The following is a 16,091-nucleotide window of genomic DNA, read 5'->3' on the forward strand; positions in this document are numbered from 1 at the left end:
AGGGTTATTTTTTTTGTCATGTGAATCTGTATTATGGGAATGATAGAGAAAAAACGGCCAGGAGTTCATGAGATGTTAATGTATAAAGAGGCTACGAATCAAACCGAACGAATTGAACACTTTAACATGCCAAAAGAGAACGAAACCATCTGGATGTTTTATCAATCTCTTAAAGAAATGAAACAGGACGATATTTTAGAGCAGCTAGATCTTCACCCGTTAGCTAAGAATGCTTTTATGAATTTTTCTGAACATCCACAAATTAATGTTTATAGCAATCATGCTGTTGTTTCAACCTTTTATTTGGGATCTGAAAATTATGAACCGATTAGGATCAACCTTTTAATCGGTGAAAATTATTTAATTGTTATGAGTGAACACGAAATTTTCTTTAGAGAACAGCTAGTGAAAGATTTCACGAACAACCCTGAACACATGAAACATGTTAGCTATATGCTGTACTATCTTATGAAGGATATCGTTAATTCCTATTTAGAAGTTGTTGATCAGCTCTCAGATGAGTTTTTAGAGCTCGAAAAGAGTGTGTTTATCGATCCACAAAAGCGTGAGATCGGACGGGACGTATATCGGTGGAAGACTCGCTTACACAAGCTTAGACAATATGTTGAAGCAGAAGAGAGCATCATACAGAAAATGGGTCATGATGACTTCGAATACGCAAATGAAGAATCAGGTTTTTACTTTAAAGATTTGCTATCCTCCTTCTCAAGAGTAACAACTGCTTTTGACAGTTTTAAAGAAAATTTAAAAGGAATCTTAGATCTGCAAATGTCTCTAAAGTCCGATCACATGAATAGAATCATGAAAACGTTGACGCTCGTTAGTGCTGTTTTCATTCCCCTTACATTTATCGCAGGTCTTTATGGCATGAATTTTGAATACATACCTGAACTTAAATGGCACTATGGGTATTTTTACGTTCTAACTCTTTGTTTCGTTCTGCCTATTGCAATCATGAGCTATTTTAAGAAGAAAAAATGGTGGTGACTACATAAAAACGTATGAGCTGTGGAAAATAAAGAAAAAGGAGGACGTGAAGAATGGAAAAAAGACCGTATTACATTAATGTGGAAACCGGTGAGATTCTTCCGATCAAAACGGCTTCAACGTTTCAGTTTGAAATATCTGCTTCTGATGAAGATGTAAGGCATCTTGAAAGGAAGTTCAGTGAATTAGACAGTACAGCAAATGATACTTTTGTAAGGTCTCACTTACCATATGTTCCTTATTCAAATGACTCAGATAATGACAGATATGATGAGAAACTAAGAGAAGCTTATCAGATGATTCATGACCTTGGTCAAGAAGAAACACGACGTTTCATTGAAAGTATGAGTTTTTGGAATCCAGAGAAACCTCAAGATTTAGAAAAAAGACCAAAAGACTAAATGTCTTTTGGTCTTTACGTTGTTAATAAATAAAATAAGCAATGTAGATGATGAGGCCAATTACGATGGTAAAGCCGGCTAATGCAATAAAAACGGGGTTCAGCAATGCAGTATGTCTTGAGACAGCAGGGTTTACCTCATCTTCTGTATACACTTTTTGTTTTTTTGCGATTTTCATCGTCCACCAGAGACCTATAGCGGCTACAAGGACAGATAACAAAATAAAGAACATGGTAAACAATATGTTCACTCCTTAAACCTTGTTTGTCCTAGTAGTGTTTGTGGTTTTAGCGGCTTTCATGCATAACAAATGAAGGTTGCTTTAATGATTCCAGACGAGTCAGTTCATTCGTTACAAGTGTAAGAATTTTATCCTGATCTTCTTTACTAAATATGTTATATTTATCACTTTCAATAATCAAAACAGGGGTCTTATCGTAGGCCATAATCCAATCTTTATATTTAGCATGAAGGGTTTTGTAGTATGCGAGAAGTTCAGGATTCTCTTCTACTTGTTCATATGAGCGGCCTCTTTGTTGAATTCGGCTTAGTGCTGTCTCAAAATCACTATCCAAATAGACAAGCAGATCAGGACGTGATTTTGGAGTTTTGTCGATTTCGTTCATCATCGTTTCAAGTAAGTCTTTATATGTGTCAAATTCAAGCTGTGTCATATTTCCTGAATCAAAGTTCAGTTCGGCAAAGATTAGATCTTCGTAAAGACTTCGATCCAAAACATTGTCTGGACTTGTACGAGCTTCACGTATCGTTTTAAAACGTGTGTTTAAGAAATATATTTGAAGCGGGAAAGCCCATCGCTTCGGGTTTTTGTAATAATCGGGTAAAATAGGATTGTCAACGACACTTTCATAAAAGATAGAGCTTCCTAGCTGCTCGCTCAAGAACTCAGCATATGTAGACTTACCTGTACCGATCATACCTGCCATTAAAATCACGGTATATCCTCCTAAAATGGTGCTTCATAGGCACTGCAGCCAGTGATGCGACTTGTGTAGAACATATGTATTCATAAGTTTTAAAAATCAATATATGGTATGTAAGCGATAAAGCCTTTCTAAATATATCATGTAATACAATAGGTGAACAGAGGTTGTTTTCATTAATCATTTTGAAATACTGGACAATCTGGAACAATACCATTACTTTTTTTAAAGAAATCCGAGTTTGGCGTATTGTGATTGATAAGTCTTTTTGCTTGAACATTAAACGTGCTGGAAATATCATAAGCGTCACATCACATGTGTAAACAAAAAAATTTAGAACTGAAGCCGTAAAAAGGGGATACTAAACATGACCATCCAAATAAAAGTATATTCTGATTTTGTTTGTCCATATTGTTACTTAGCAGAAACGCCATTATTAAAAGCGACCGAAGATAAAGATGTTGAGATTGAGTGGATGCCATACGAACTCAGACCATTTCCACAGAAAACATTACGTCCTGAAGAAGATTATCTACAAAGATCGTGGCAAGAGTCTGTTCAGCCTCTATCAAAGAAGATGGGTGTTGATATGATACTGCCAGAGGTATCTCCTCAACCTCATACTTTCTATGCTCATGAAGGATTATTATTTGCTAAAAGGCACAACAAGGAAAGAGAATATGTTCATCTTGTTTTTAAATCTTTTTACCAAAATGGAGAAGATATCGGAAAGATTGATTTACTTCAAAACATTGCTGAAGAAATAGGCCTTGATGGGGAGTCTTTTCAACAAGCATTGGAATCTCGTGAATTTAAACAAGAAAGAGAGAGGATCCAAAAAGAAGCCAAAGAAGACCTAAACATTACCGCAGTACCAACTATTATTATAGGTGAGCGAGTATTAAAAGGCCTGCATCCTCAAGCTAATATTGAACGTGCATTAAGAGGCGCTATCAGGGACGCAAAATTTGAATTTTGTGATGGCGACGAATGCGAATAAAAGTGAAAATAATGAAAAAAGAGCGCTTAGAAGGTCGTCCTTCTTAGCGCTCTCTTTCGTTCTTAACAATGAAAAAAGGGGGTTGTTGATAGGGATGTCTATAATATAGCAAGGCCTCATTAAAAATGGACGAATATGTGATTTTTTTGATAAACGTTATCACTTTGTGACAAAGTCGCGCTGACGGACTAAAGAGCAGCGGATTAAAATGAAAAAAGCCCTAAATTAGGGGAGGGCTTTTTTCGGGAAAGGGGGGTACACCTATATAAGACGAAGGAAAAATAGAAAAGTTTCAAAATTTGTAAAAATTCTTTTTCTAGTCCATTAAAAATGATAGAGTAAGTAACAGAATAGAAGAGAGAAGGAATGGGGATGAGAGATTTTCTTGGAAAGTGGCATCCAGCAGTCATTGTTATTGTAGCTGGAACACTGTTTACACGAGCGGCATTTTTTATGACTATGCCATTCTTAGCCATTTATTTGTACAACGAAAAAGGGATCGATCCTGCTATGGTTGGGTTGATCATTGGAGTTAGTGCTTTAACAGGTACGTTCGGTGGTTTCTTTGGGGGATATCTATCTGATCGGATAGGAAGGCTGCCTGTGATGACCGTTGCTATCTTCATATGGAGTGCCGTGTTTGTTGGATTTGCTGTCGCAGATCTCGTATGGCATTTTTTTCTATTGAATATGTTAAACGGACTTTGCCGCTCATGGTTTGAACCCATATCCAGAGCATTGCTTGCCGATGTAACGACAAAAGAAAACCGGTTGCATGTTTTCAATGCTCGTTATTTTGCGATCAATGTTGGTGCTGCAATTGGTCCGGTTGTAGGAACGCAGCTCGGTACATCAAATTCAACTCAAGCTTTTTACATAACTGCGATCGCTTATCTCTTATATGCATTATTAATTGTATTCACATTAAAAGGGTACTCGAAAGAGTTAAAGGGTGGGGAAGAGAGGAAGTTCTCAATCAAGTCTGCCATAGGTGTACTTTCAAGAGACAGAGTACTTGCTTTTTTCCTGATCGGAAATACAATTGTTATGATGGCACAGTCACAAATGGATACAACTCTAGCGCAATATATAGGGAATGCACCTCAGTTCGAGAATGGGGTTAAGCTTTTTGCGTACCTTGTTGTTACAAACGCAATAACGGTTTTGTTACTTCAGTTTCCAGTCACAAACTATGTAAGACGATTTCAGCCGATGAATGCACTTCGTTTTGGGAGTTTTGCTTTCAGTCTTGCATTGCTTGGCTTTGGTCTATCAACGAATTGGTTTTTTCTTGTCATAAGTATGGTGTTTTTAACAGTGGGAGAAATTATTGTGTTCGTTATGAGTGATGTACTTTTAGATGATTTAGCGCCTGAGCATATGAGAGGTACATATTTTGGAGCGATGTCGTTCCGATCGATTGGTTTCAGTGCGGGGCCGTGGATTGGCGGCTTACTTTTAAGTACGTTTGGCTTTGAACATGGATTTTATGTGTTTGGCATTCTAACGCTTATCTCCTTACTGTCCTTGCCGTTCTTTCAATACGGAGAAGGTATCCGCAAAACGCTCCTTAATCAACAATCTGCTTCAACTTAAGAAAGGGGAAAGATCAGCATGATTACTGGAATTGAACATACTGGAATTATGGTTTCTAACATGGAGAACTCTATCAAATTTTATACCGAGGTACTCGGTTTAGATCTATTAGATCGTTTCGATCATACAAGCGTACCCGTTGAGTTGGCATTCTTAGGGGTAGAAGGAAAAGTCCTTGTTGAGTTGATCGCTGGTTATACAGGGCCAGTTACGAATGAGGGAAAGGTTCATCACATTGCATTTTCTGTAAAGAATATTGAAGAGCAGTATGAGTTGTTGCAGAAAAAAGATGTAGTCATGAAAGATAAAGAAATCACTGAGCTTCCAAACGGAAAATACTTCTTCTTTTACGGGCCGGATGAAGAATCACTTGAATTTTTTGAGAGAAAATAGAAATGAAGACTGCATGAGTTGCAGTCTTTTTTTGTTTCTTTGTAAAGAGTCATCTTTGAAAGAAGGTGATAAGACAGCAGGAAAGAAGTCTATGAATGAGAATTAGATTCCTGGCAATGTCTCTTTTAAATATTGGTTTGAACAGTATTCTACACCATACTTGTAGCGACTTTCTCTAACATTTCGAGCTTTCTTTGGATCGATATGAATTCGTTTAATCTCTGGATATGTCTCCATGATCTTTAACGCTATCTTGTCACCAGGCTCATCCGGATCAGTTAATACATAAACTTCATCACACAAAATTAATGCTTCTTCAATTGCTCTTCTTTCTTTATGCCGAAATGAAATGCCATTTAAAATGACAAAATGGGCGTGAGGATGAACACTTTGTACTCTCAGTTGATCACTTTTGCCTTCAACAATGTATCCGGTCATAGCGCCTCCTGTAAAACTAAGATTCATTAACATTTTATGGAGGGCATATCGATAATAGTACGACTTCTAATAAATTATTGGACAAAGGGAGTGTAAACGGTGAAGAAGCTAATTATCCTTGTAAGAACTTGTTCTCTTAGCTTCTTATTCCTTATTAGTATTTATGGATTGTACTTGTTGTTAGGAGATATTGAAGGGTTACTTACCGGGGTGTTCATTCTTCTTGTATGCTTTTGCATATTTAGCATGAGATTCATTAGATTTGTATTAGGAAGAAATGAAACGCTGGTAATGAAAAGGATACAGCCGAACCTCATGGTTATTACTCTTACAGCATTCTGTACAGCTCTATTATCTGTAGGCAATTATGCCCTTGAAACCTCTTTGCCACACTCTTTATCTCCTAGAGTAAAAAATCAATTTTATTTGGAAGCAATGTTAGTAGAAAAGGATAGAATCTTTGAAAGAGTATCCTTTTTAAAAACTCTAGATAATATGAATGAGAAAAACGCTTCGGTTTTCTATGAATCCCAAGATAAGGAATTAGCCGTTTCTGCGATTCGTCACATCCGTAAGATGCAGTCTTATCACAATGATTGGATTGATGTTCATGATGCCCTTCCTGTAACCCTCATCCTCTATCGGAACCCTTTAATCTTTCAGCAACATCTGCCGTTACATACTTATGAAAACTTGCAAGCATTATACGTACCTGCTCAAGAAACCATCCATATGCTTGTTACTAACAACATGGATGAGAATACTGATCAATTTCTAGAGTTGGTCGGACATGAATATACACATCATTGGATTGTTAGTTACTTGTTAGAAAATAAACTGGATAATAGGCATCTGCCTAGATGGTTTGAAGAGGGGATAGCAGAATATGCTGGGAAACAGAGTGTAAGAGAGGTGCCGATCTTTGTACCTCTAAACTTCATACCCTTCACGAGGCTTCATTCCGTAAAGGATTGGGCATATGAAAATCGGCGAAAATCTAGTCACCGTCCATATAGACAAAGCTACTATGCCATTGATCAATTAGTAAGGGACGGGAATCGATCTAAAATTAAATCCTTATTGCTTAATAAACAAAAGAATTTTTATCGCCTGTTTGAGGAAGAAACAGGGGAATCTGTTATCGAGTTTGAGGTGCGTTTTCTAAGAGAAGAGTTCATGAATTTAAAGCGCTGAGCGGTTTGATGCTCATTTGTTTTAGAAGTTATGCGTGTATTCAAGCAAAAAGAACTCCTTACGAATAAGGAGTTCTTTATCATTATCTGCTTTTTAATTTTCTCTTAATGATAGGCAATAACCTCTTTTTACCTTGTTTGATCAGAAAAGCAACCGCCATTCCTTTGATACCTTTTTTAATACGTCCCATTTTCATCCTCCTATAAAAATCATAGTTGTTTCAAGTAATATACCCGAAATCAGCATGAAGCAATCCTTTTATAGTCATACGGGTTACTTGTCTATACGTTTCATTACGATATGAATAAGATGAACCGAATACAATTTTATAGGAGTTGAACGTATTGAGCATGAATAGAAGTTTTCCACCTTTTCCGGGTCAAGGCGGCGGTCAAGGCGGAGGGCAAGGATTTGGCCCACCAGGTGGCCCTCCAGGCGGACCTCCAGGAGGCGGAGGTGGCGGTGGTATGGCGCCAACATCAGCACCTCCATCATTTACACCATCCCAAGCGCAAGGTTTTAGTTTGCAAGGTGGAGGTGGCGGAGGAAGTCAGCCAGGAGTCTATGCTGTTGATCCAGGAGCGATCAGACCTTGTTTGTACCAATATGTCTATATCTGGCCAACATGGGGACCGGGATTCTGGGCATGGCTCACTTTTGCAGGAAGAAGATCCGTTGCAGGATTTCGCTGGACCGGAAATAGATGGATCTATTTTGGTATGGATACACGCCAAATCAGTTCCTTTTATTGTTACTAGAAACAGCCGCCTTTGTGCGGTTGTTTTTTTATGTAATAGGATATAGTGGTATCTTTTGTACTTGCCATGTTTCATAAATTTTCATTTCAGACGGAATTCTTTTGGTCAAAGCATATTGCGCTGCTTCCCATACAAGAGGAGAGCACCAATCCTTATGTAGATCTTTAATGGGAATCCACCTTGCTCCGCTAGAATCTTGATCTGGAATATCCGCTATAGCAAATTGGGAATGAATGTCTATCCTGCAGTTAAAGAAAACCGCTGAATGTTGTGAGCGGGTCCAATTCCTATAGTTCCAAGGAAGTTCATAACAGCGTTCACCTAGTTTCATACCTTGTATCACCTTATAGCCAGTCTCTTCTAGAACTTCACGAATAACCGTTTCGTATTCTGATTCACCATCGTTTGGTGTGCCTCCAGGAAGATCGAAGCGATTTTTATATGGACCACCGTTCTTTTCGATAACGAGCAGTTCCCCAGATTTGTTCAAACAAATACAATAGATTCCTCTGTGTTTATGCATCTTATAAGCTCCCTCAGAAAAAATACCTTTTCATTATGCATGAAAAGGTATTGCAGCATTATTATTCTTTTACGAGTTCATTTAGTTCTGAGGTTAACGCCTCGAACTTGTTGAAACTATCAACCACTTCTTCTACGCATCTATGCTGCTCTTCTACAGATGCAAGAACTTCTTCAACAGAACCACTTGATGTTTCTGCAATTCCAGAAACAGAATGAATTTCTCCAACAATATATCCGGTTGATTCATACAGCTGATTAATTAATTCTTGAACTTCTGATGATTGTGCAGCCACTTGATCGGTGTTCACTAAAATTTGACTGAAGTTGTCTGCTGTTTTCTCTGTGGCTTGAAGACTGGATGTGACAACCCCTTGTGAACCATCTACAAATTGTGCGGCTTGTTTAGCTTTGTTACGAATTTCTCCTAGGATTGCACCGATTTGCTTTGTAGAATGTTGAGAATCCTCTGCAAGGCGTCGAACCTCGTCCGCCACAACAGCAAACCCTCTGCCTTGATCTCCGGCTCGCGCTGCCTCAATCGCAGCATTCAATGCAAGAAGGTTCGTTTGAGAAGAAATTTCTTCTATTGTCGTTAAGATTCCTTCTATTGATTCACTTTGCTGATTTAATTCGTACATTAGAGTGTTCGTTTGCTGCATGAGCTCACTTACTTCTTTCATCTTCAAAGAAAGTTCTATTACTTGATTTTCTCCTGCTTTTGTCACGATGGCTGTTTGTTCTGAAAGCTTTTTCATATCACTGGAGTGCTGATGAAGACCTTTTGCTACGTCGTTGGTGCTTGTGACAGATTGATTCATTCCACCTACACTGACAGCCTGAGATTCTACACCTTTTGCTACTTCAGTAAAAGCGTACGTGATGTTGCTTGAAATTTCACCTGTTCGTGTAACATTTTCTTTTACAGACTGACTAAAGTGATGAAGGTTTTCTGATGCATCTTTGACCTTACTCAACAATTTTTCCAATTTAATCTTATCTTGCTCAGATTGTTTTTCTGCGATCAAAATATTTTCATGCATACGCTGACCTATTCTTGCTTGTGCCACTAGAGCAGCAGTAATAACAGTTAAGAAAACGTTTAATGAGATAATAATCTTTGGGTCTTGTCCGGCAAACATCGTCTCTTTGTATTGAAAAAAGAAGAAATTGGTTAATAATAATCCACTAATACCCGATAGTAAGATTGAAAGGTAGTTATGATACAACGTGATGACTGCGAGGGATACATAAGTCATCAGGTAAGTAGAAATCTTCGGGTTTGAATCTGCCATGATAACAGTCAGTATCGTTAAGCCGATAACAACAAAATACTGAACAGCGAAGGGAGCCCAATTTCGGTAAGTCCAAATCGAGAGTGATAAAAGAATTGCGAGTCCTGCAATACCATAAAACATGACACTATTAACGGTTTTCGTACTAGCATACGTACTTGCCAGACCGAGAAAATACATACCCCACAGCATTTTGGTAACCAGTTTATTCGTTTGTAAATTTGAGGCAAATGATGGATTCAAATTTCGTCATCTCCGTTTTAAAATGTATAAGTACTGTTTTTATATCGTCAGGATTCTATGAGCATTTAAGGTGTTTTCCAAATTTTGTTTTAGTTGTTTCGATACATATTGTAATCGTGAACTTTTTTTAATAAGAAATGAAAAGCAGATGAAACTTGTTTGCTACTAAACTTTAATTCGAGGTGATTAACGATGAAGAAGAATATTTGGCTATTTGCTATCATACTATTGCTTGCCGCTTGTAGCAGCGAACCGAAAAGCACCAATACGGAAGAAGAACCAGCACCGAAAACAAACGAATCTTCTCCAACTGAAAATGAGAAGAAAGAATCGGAAAAAGAAGAACCTGTTACCGAAGAAGTGTCATCTATTGAAGAAGAAGGAACGTATATTGGTATGATTGACAATAATTCTATTGAGGTAGAGGCAGCAGGTGAAACATTAGTTCTTCGACTAACAGACGAAGTTAGGGAAGCTGTTGAAAGTTTGAAGGATGGTTCAAAAGTTAACATTGTTTACAAGAAGAACAGCGAGGGACAATGGGTACTTGAGCAAATTACTGAAGAAAGTGCGCCAGAGGCAGCTCCAACAAAAAAACTCACTTACATAGCGGATGGAGTTTCAATTGAAGAGGACGCGGTATTAACAGAGAGTGAACTTGAATACCATTTTTACAAACTGCCAGATTTTGAATTTACTGCAGAAGAGCCAAGAAAAGATTTATTGTTTGCGACCAAATTTGCTGAGACATTTGTTAGAATAGAACCTTTGTCAGAAGAATCTTCTATAGATGATCTTAAAGAGTGGGCAAAGGATGAACTTGAAGCGATCGGGGAAGTAAGCGAAGTGAATGGAAAAGAGGTCGCTGGACAGGCATTTGAAAAGACTTCGTTATTTATTACGGCTTCAAAAGATTCTTACAAAAAATATATTGTTATCCAAGACTTAAACAACGGAGATCAAGTTAAATATACAGTGAACCTGCCTGAACATAAGAATGCGGCTAAATGGGAACAAGCCATCTGGGCCATGCTTTCTACTCTTCAAACCAAATAGTTTTAAAAAAGCGTACCCTCTAGGTGCGCTTTTTTTATTTGGATACACTTGAAAAGGAAGAACAAATGATTATCATAAATGTAGCAGATGGCATATAATATTTACAAAGGTTTAAAAAGTTTCCTTAAGGAAAGATAGGTGATTGTTATGTGGTATAAAGAGAGTTCATTGTTTAAGTTGCAGCAATACACGATAATCCTACACAAGCTTGGAATCTTTTCGCAGGAAGATAAGAAAGACATATTAGGGAAAATTCAAAAGTATAAAATGAAAGTTGGTTTAAAAGACTAGGCTGCCTGGATAGGGAGCCTCTTCATTTGTTCATTTTACATAGAAAAGACCCGGCAGCGACTGCCGGGTCTTTATATATAGGCTGAACTTATTTTTTAGTTACGTTAGCTGCTTGTGGTCCGCGAGCTCCGTCAACAATTTCAAATTCTACTTCTTGACCTTCGTCAAGTGATTTAAATCCTTCTGATTGGATTGCAGAGAAGTGTACGAATACGTCGTCTCCACCTTCAACTTCGATGAAACCAAAACCTTTTTCAGCGTTAAACCATTTTACTTTACCTGTTTGCATGTGAATGCCTCCTAGAACGTTTGCACTTTTGTGCTCTGTAATTACCAAACCACTTTCAAACTCTTAAGTTAAGATGTAATCCAGTACTGAATGGTTGTCACAAATATATCACAAGAAAAAAGCTCTCGCAAGGAACTTTTCTGAAAAATAGGAATAAAGAGTCAGGATATTCATACATATGTAATTTTCAACTGATTGTTATAGTTTTATCGACCGTTTTTGAGCGATGAAGATGTACAAAAAATAAAAACCATCTGCCTTCTATTCGCTAGCAGGAGATGGTTTTAAATCGTGTGATGGTCGAGTTGCGACAATGCCTGTAGCTTTTACAATCTGGTTTAAGATGTTAACTCTGGATTGATCATCAAAGTTCTGTGCTTTGACAAAAGCATAGCCATCTTCATTTGATACATAACGAGGCGGTAAATTGTTGAGTGTGATTGCAAACACATCAGCTTTACAAATCTCACATTTACAAGGAAGCTGAAGTTGTCCCCAATAATTCTTTAGTGCATCTTCTACTAGAATTTCCATGGCGTTTTTTACATTCATGGGCTATTTACCCCTTTATACACAATCTATATGTATAGAATAGCTTATTCTTACTACATATGTAAACTTTTACTGCGAGTATCAAGACTATTTAACTATAGTTATTTTAGTAGATTTGAAAGTCTATTACTTTGTTACTAAATTAACAATAATATATGATTTTTCTGAAAATTAACTTGAAATCATATATGATTTGAGATTAACATAAGATTATGAAGACAAAACATAAAACAAACAAACAGCAGTATGCTTATCAAGTCATTCGTTCTCGTATCTTAGATGGCAGGTATCCACCAGGTCACAAGCTTGTTATTGACCAACTGGCTAGAGAGCTCCAAACAAGTGCAATTCCTGTACGTGAAGCGATCAGGCTGCTAGAAGCGGATTCTCTAATCTCGTTTAAGCCATACTCAGGAGCGATCGTTACCCCCTTTGATGAACAAGCATATTTAGAAACTTTATCCGTTCTAGCCGTATTAGAAGGTTTTGCGACTGCAGAATCATCAATACACTTTCCTCACGAAAAACTTGAAGGTTTAAGAGTGTATACAAAGCTTATGGAAGAGGCACTTGAACAGCTTGATTATTCTCTTTTCTCCAATTACAACAAAGAATTTCATAAACTCACATACAAATATTGCACCAATCAATTTCTGTTAGAACAGATTCATACAACTTGGGAAAGGCTGGGGACTGTTCGTCAGCAGGGATCAACAATGAAACCTGTTCGAATGAAGCGATCAGTTGCTGAACACTATCAACTAATTGAGATGATGGAAAGAAGAGAGGAACCCAAAATAATAGAGGCATTTACGAGAAACCATAAATTGAATACACTGAAAGCTTTTCTGGAGGATTCCAAACGAAATTCTATTTGAGGAGATGAAAGTATGAAAGTAGAAGAAGTAAAGAAATCTCTAAGAGGATCAATTGCTCCGATCATCACCCCTTTTCATGAAGATGAATCGCTAGATCTTGAAACACTTAAAAGTTTGATAGACTGGCACATCCAGTCTGGAAGTCATGGTATCTCTGTTACCGGAACGACAGGAGAACCATCATCGCTGACATTAAAAGAACGCGAGCTTGTAATGGAAACAGCGATCAAAGCGGTAAACAAACGCGTACCCATCGTTCCGGGAACTGGATCGACCAATCATCAAGAATCTCTTCATTTAACAAAATTAGCTCAAGAAATGGGAGCAGATGCTGCTATGGTCATCGTCCCTTACTACAATAAGCCCTCACAACATGCACTTTACAAACATTTTAAACTCATCGCAGATTCAGTAGACATCCCATTAATCATTTATAACATCCCAGGCAGAACAGCCGTAAATTTGGAGGTAAAGACGCTAGCGCGACTTAATGAAGACTGTCCAAACATTATCGGAGTAAAGGAATCTAATAAAGACTTTGAACACATAAACCGTGTACTTTTAAACTGTGGACGTGACTTTTTGCTGTATTCGGGAATAGAACTGCTTTGCTATCCGATGCTTGCGATTGGTGGCGCAGGATACATATCTGCAACAGCAAACGTATTGCCGTCTAAAGTGGCAGAAGTATATAACGCATGGGATTCTGGAAATGTTGAAGAAGCATTAAAGCTGCATTATGATTTGATGCCTTTGAATGATGTTCTTTTTAAAGATACGAATCCTGCTCCACTAAAAGCTGCGTTAGGTATGATGGGCAAGATCAGCCCAACATTAAGGTTGCCGATGGACTTGCCGGCAGATTCTCTGCAAAAAGAAATAAGATCTGTACTTGCTGATTATGGGTTAGTAGAAAAAATAGGGAGTGAAGTATAAATGAAGCATGCTCGCGTTATTTTTGAAGGAAGAGAACAAAAAGGAACGGTAGTAGACGATGTAATCACTTTTTCATCTGGAAAATCAGCTAAGGTGAGCGAGATAAAAACGTGGCTTCCTCCATTTAATCCCAATAAAATGATCGGGCTAGCGCTAAACTATGCCGATCATGCAGATGAGCTGGGGCTGGAAAAACCGGCTGAACCGGTACTTTTTATTAAGCCGAATTCTTCATTAGTAGGTCATAAAGGCCAAGTGTTCTATCCAGATGGAGCAACATATATGCACTACGAAAATGAACTTGCTGTCGTCATCGGTAAAGAGGGAAGAAACATTAAAGCTGAAGATGCGATGGAATTTGTAAGCGGTTACACAATCGCGAACGATGTTACAGTGCGTGATTTCGTAAACAACTGGTACCGTCCGCCGGTTCGAGCGAAGGGACACGACACGTTTGGTCCGATGGGCCCTTATTATGTAGATGCTGCTGACATTCCGGATGTGACAAACCTAGAACTTCGCACATACGTCAACGGTGAGTTAAGACAACAAGGAAACACAAAAGATTTGATGTATTCAATCCCCGAAATCATTGAGTTTGTTTCTTCATTCATGACACTTGAACCAAATGATGTAATCTGGACTGGTACACCAAAAGGTATTTCACATGTTCATCCTGGTGATGTGGTCAGACTTGAAATAGATTACTTAGGTTCTTTAGAGAATACGATTGTTGATGGTCGTACAGAAAAAGTTCCAACTGGAGGGAAGGACCATGAAACCGGAAATTAAAGAATTGGTTCACCACTATATAGATGGTCAATTTGTATCAGGGCAAAAAGGAGATCTTTTTGTAAACGTTAATCCATTTACAAATGAAAAGATCAATACGGTTAGTGAAGGAACGATCGAAGACATTAATCAAGCTGCATCTGCTGCAAAGAAAGCTTTTAAACATGGTCCTTGGGGGAAGATGAAGCAGGAAAAGCGTCTTCGATACATCTATAAGATTGCAGATCTAATTGATCGCGATGTAGAAGAGATTGCGTTGTTAGAATCCTATGATACGGGACTTCCTATAGCTCAAACACGAAAGATGGTAGGACGTGCAGCGGATAACTTTAGATTTTATGCCGAGATGGTAAAGAACCGTATGTCTGGTGAAGCTTATCATGTGGATGATGAATTTATGAACTATACGATTCAAAAGCCTGTAGGTGTGGCGGGACTCATTACACCATGGAATGCGCCATTCATGCTTGAGACATGGAAAATCGCACCTGCACTTGCGACCGGAAACACGGTCATACTAAAACCAGCTGAATGGTCGCCATTAACTGCTAACAAACTAGCAGAGCTTGTGGATGAAGCAGGACTACCAGCAGGCGTATTTAACGTCGTTCATGGCTTTGGTGAAATAGCGGGTGCATCACTTGTTGCGCATGATGATGTGCAGCTCATCTCGTTTACTGGAGAGACAAAGACAGGTTCCGAGATTATGAGGAACGGTGCTGCTTCATTGAAACGTTTTTCTATGGAACTTGGCGGAAAGTCACCGATCATCGTATTTGATGACTGTGACTTTGAGCGTGCGCTAGACGCTTGTGTATGGGGCATTTTCTCTTTTAACGGAGAAAGGTGTACAGCGAATTCTCGTTTGTTTCTTCAAGAATCAATTAAAGATGAGTTTGTGGCTCGTTTAAAGGAGAGGGTGGACAACATTATCGTTGGTGATCCATCTGATCCAAATACAGAAGTCGGCCCACTCATCCATACGGAACACTATGAAAATGTGAAAAGATATTTACAGATTGCAAAAGACGAAGGTGCAGAAGTATACACCCAAGCACTCTCTGAATCTCACAAAAAAGGGAATTTTGTAGCTCCGACACTTTTATTAAACGTAAAAAATGATATGACGGTGGCGCAAGAAGAAATATTCGGTCCCGTTTTATCTGTGATGACGTTTAAAGATGAACAAGAAGTGATCGAATACGCAAATGATATTAAGTACGGTCTCGCAGGCTATGTGTGGACAAATGACATGAAAAGGGGTCTCCGCGTCGCAAATGCCGTTGAAGCCGGTATGCTCTGGGTGAATTCACAGAACGTACGTGATCTTCGTATTCCGTTTGGCGGCTCAAAAAATTCGGGTATCGGCCGTGAAGGCGGACACTATGCGTTTGAGTTTTACACCGAGATGAAAGTGGTCCATGTTGCACTGGCTGATCATCACATTCAGCAGTTCGGAAAGAAAAAACAGCCGCTTCAAACCGAAGCGAAACATTAGGAGGGAT

Annotated in this window: 19 protein-coding genes; 12 read left to right on the plus strand and 7 right to left on the minus strand. The window is 38.5% G+C overall.

The window, feature by feature from the left end:
• The first annotated feature begins 72 nt into the window (after positions 1-72).
• Positions 73-1,008 (plus strand): magnesium transporter CorA family protein, encoded by a 936-nt coding sequence (locus ACNJYY_RS07515; RefSeq protein ID WP_416731215.1) that lies wholly within the window; start codon positions 73-75, stop codon positions 1,006-1,008.
• A 53-nt stretch (positions 1,009-1,061) separates the two neighbouring features.
• The gene (locus ACNJYY_RS07520) at positions 1,062-1,409 is read left to right on the plus strand and encodes a hydrolase (RefSeq protein ID WP_231607463.1); all 348 of its coding nucleotides are present in this window, start codon (positions 1,062-1,064) and stop codon (positions 1,407-1,409) included.
• A 22-nt stretch (positions 1,410-1,431) separates the two neighbouring features.
• Here the strand turns inward: ACNJYY_RS07520 and ACNJYY_RS07525 are convergent, their stop codons facing one another.
• The gene (locus tag ACNJYY_RS07525) at positions 1,432-1,650 is read right to left on the minus strand and encodes a hypothetical protein (RefSeq protein WP_144701313.1); all 219 of its coding nucleotides are present in this window, start codon (positions 1,648-1,650) and stop codon (positions 1,432-1,434) included.
• A 46-nt stretch (positions 1,651-1,696) separates the two neighbouring features.
• Positions 1,697-2,356: a deoxynucleoside kinase gene (locus tag ACNJYY_RS07530; RefSeq protein ID WP_416731824.1), complete on the minus strand. Its 660-nt coding sequence runs from the start codon at positions 2,354-2,356 to the stop codon at positions 1,697-1,699.
• Positions 2,357-2,720: 364 nt separating this feature from the next.
• Here ACNJYY_RS07530 and ACNJYY_RS07535 point away from each other — a divergent pair, with 364 nt between their 5' ends.
• The 3 genes from ACNJYY_RS07535 to ACNJYY_RS07545 all read left to right on the plus strand — a co-directional run bounded on the left by ACNJYY_RS07535 (position 2,721) and on the right by ACNJYY_RS07545 (position 5,342).
• Positions 2,721-3,353, plus strand: a complete 633-nt coding sequence (locus tag ACNJYY_RS07535) for a DsbA family oxidoreductase (RefSeq protein ID WP_416731216.1) — start codon at positions 2,721-2,723, stop codon at positions 3,351-3,353.
• 372 nt (positions 3,354-3,725) lie between these two features.
• Positions 3,726-4,949, plus strand: coding sequence for an MDR family MFS transporter (locus ACNJYY_RS07540; RefSeq protein WP_416731217.1), 1,224 nt, complete (start codon positions 3,726-3,728; stop codon positions 4,947-4,949).
• Between the two features lie 18 nt (positions 4,950-4,967).
• The gene (locus ACNJYY_RS07545; RefSeq protein ID WP_416731218.1) at positions 4,968-5,342 is read left to right on the plus strand and encodes a VOC family protein; all 375 of its coding nucleotides are present in this window, start codon (positions 4,968-4,970) and stop codon (positions 5,340-5,342) included.
• 102 nt (positions 5,343-5,444) lie between these two features.
• Here the strand turns inward: ACNJYY_RS07545 and ACNJYY_RS07550 are convergent, their stop codons facing one another.
• Positions 5,445-5,780, minus strand: coding sequence for a toprim domain-containing protein (locus ACNJYY_RS07550; RefSeq protein WP_066392849.1), 336 nt, complete (start codon positions 5,778-5,780; stop codon positions 5,445-5,447).
• A 99-nt stretch (positions 5,781-5,879) separates the two neighbouring features.
• Between ACNJYY_RS07550 and ACNJYY_RS07555 the strand changes: the two genes are divergently transcribed.
• Both ACNJYY_RS07555 and ACNJYY_RS07560 read left to right on the plus strand, forming a co-directional pair.
• Positions 5,880-6,974, plus strand: coding sequence for a hypothetical protein (locus ACNJYY_RS07555; protein WP_416731219.1), 1,095 nt, complete (start codon positions 5,880-5,882; stop codon positions 6,972-6,974).
• 350 nt (positions 6,975-7,324) lie between these two features.
• On the plus strand, positions 7,325-7,732 hold the full coding sequence (locus tag ACNJYY_RS07560; RefSeq protein ID WP_191753200.1) for a collagen-like protein: 408 nt from the start codon (positions 7,325-7,327) through the stop codon (positions 7,730-7,732).
• A gap of 28 nt (positions 7,733-7,760) precedes the next feature.
• Here the strand turns inward: ACNJYY_RS07560 and ACNJYY_RS07565 are convergent, their stop codons facing one another.
• Positions 7,761-8,255: an NUDIX domain-containing protein gene (locus ACNJYY_RS07565; protein WP_416731220.1), complete on the minus strand. Its 495-nt coding sequence runs from the start codon at positions 8,253-8,255 to the stop codon at positions 7,761-7,763.
• Between the two features lie 61 nt (positions 8,256-8,316).
• A complete protein-coding gene (locus ACNJYY_RS07570) occupies positions 8,317-9,792 on the minus strand; it encodes a methyl-accepting chemotaxis protein (RefSeq protein WP_416731221.1) in 1,476 nt (491 codons plus the stop codon).
• Between the two features lie 192 nt (positions 9,793-9,984).
• On the opposite strand from ACNJYY_RS07570, the gene ACNJYY_RS07575 reads away from it, so the two are divergent.
• Positions 9,985-10,848 (plus strand): hypothetical protein, encoded by an 864-nt coding sequence (locus ACNJYY_RS07575; protein ID WP_416731222.1) that lies wholly within the window; start codon positions 9,985-9,987, stop codon positions 10,846-10,848.
• A gap of 379 nt (positions 10,849-11,227) precedes the next feature.
• Here the strand turns inward: ACNJYY_RS07575 and cspD are convergent, their stop codons facing one another.
• Both cspD and ACNJYY_RS07585 read right to left on the minus strand, forming a co-directional pair.
• Positions 11,228-11,428 carry a cold-shock protein CspD gene (cspD, locus tag ACNJYY_RS07580; protein ID WP_066237152.1) on the minus strand — a complete coding sequence of 67 codons (201 nt, stop codon included), beginning with the start codon at positions 11,426-11,428 and terminating at the stop codon, positions 11,228-11,230.
• A gap of 261 nt (positions 11,429-11,689) precedes the next feature.
• Positions 11,690-11,980 carry a late competence development ComFB family protein gene (locus tag ACNJYY_RS07585; protein ID WP_416731223.1) on the minus strand — a complete coding sequence of 97 codons (291 nt, stop codon included), beginning with the start codon at positions 11,978-11,980 and terminating at the stop codon, positions 11,690-11,692.
• 212 nt (positions 11,981-12,192) lie between these two features.
• Between ACNJYY_RS07585 and ACNJYY_RS07590 the strand changes: the two genes are divergently transcribed.
• Genes ACNJYY_RS07590 through hpaE form a run of 4 tightly spaced genes read left to right on the plus strand, consistent with a single transcriptional unit; the run spans position 12,193 to position 16,084 of the window.
• Positions 12,193-12,858, plus strand: coding sequence for a GntR family transcriptional regulator (locus ACNJYY_RS07590; protein ID WP_416731224.1), 666 nt, complete (start codon positions 12,193-12,195; stop codon positions 12,856-12,858).
• A gap of 12 nt (positions 12,859-12,870) precedes the next feature.
• Positions 12,871-13,794, plus strand: coding sequence for a 2,4-dihydroxyhept-2-ene-1,7-dioic acid aldolase (gene hpaI / locus ACNJYY_RS07595; protein WP_416731225.1), 924 nt, complete (start codon positions 12,871-12,873; stop codon positions 13,792-13,794).
• A complete protein-coding gene (locus tag ACNJYY_RS07600; RefSeq protein ID WP_416731226.1) occupies positions 13,795-14,586 on the plus strand; it encodes a fumarylacetoacetate hydrolase family protein in 792 nt (263 codons plus the stop codon).
• Entirely contained in the window at positions 14,570-16,084 is a 1,515-nt protein-coding gene (hpaE, locus tag ACNJYY_RS07605) for a 5-carboxymethyl-2-hydroxymuconate semialdehyde dehydrogenase (RefSeq protein WP_416731227.1), read from the plus strand. The genes ACNJYY_RS07600 and hpaE overlap by 17 nt, the downstream gene beginning before the upstream one ends.
• Positions 16,085-16,091 lie beyond the last annotated feature (7 nt).

Source organism: Fictibacillus tiangongensis (assembly GCF_048083785.1).
Taxonomy (GTDB): domain Bacteria; phylum Bacillota; class Bacilli; order Bacillales; family Fictibacillaceae; genus Fictibacillus.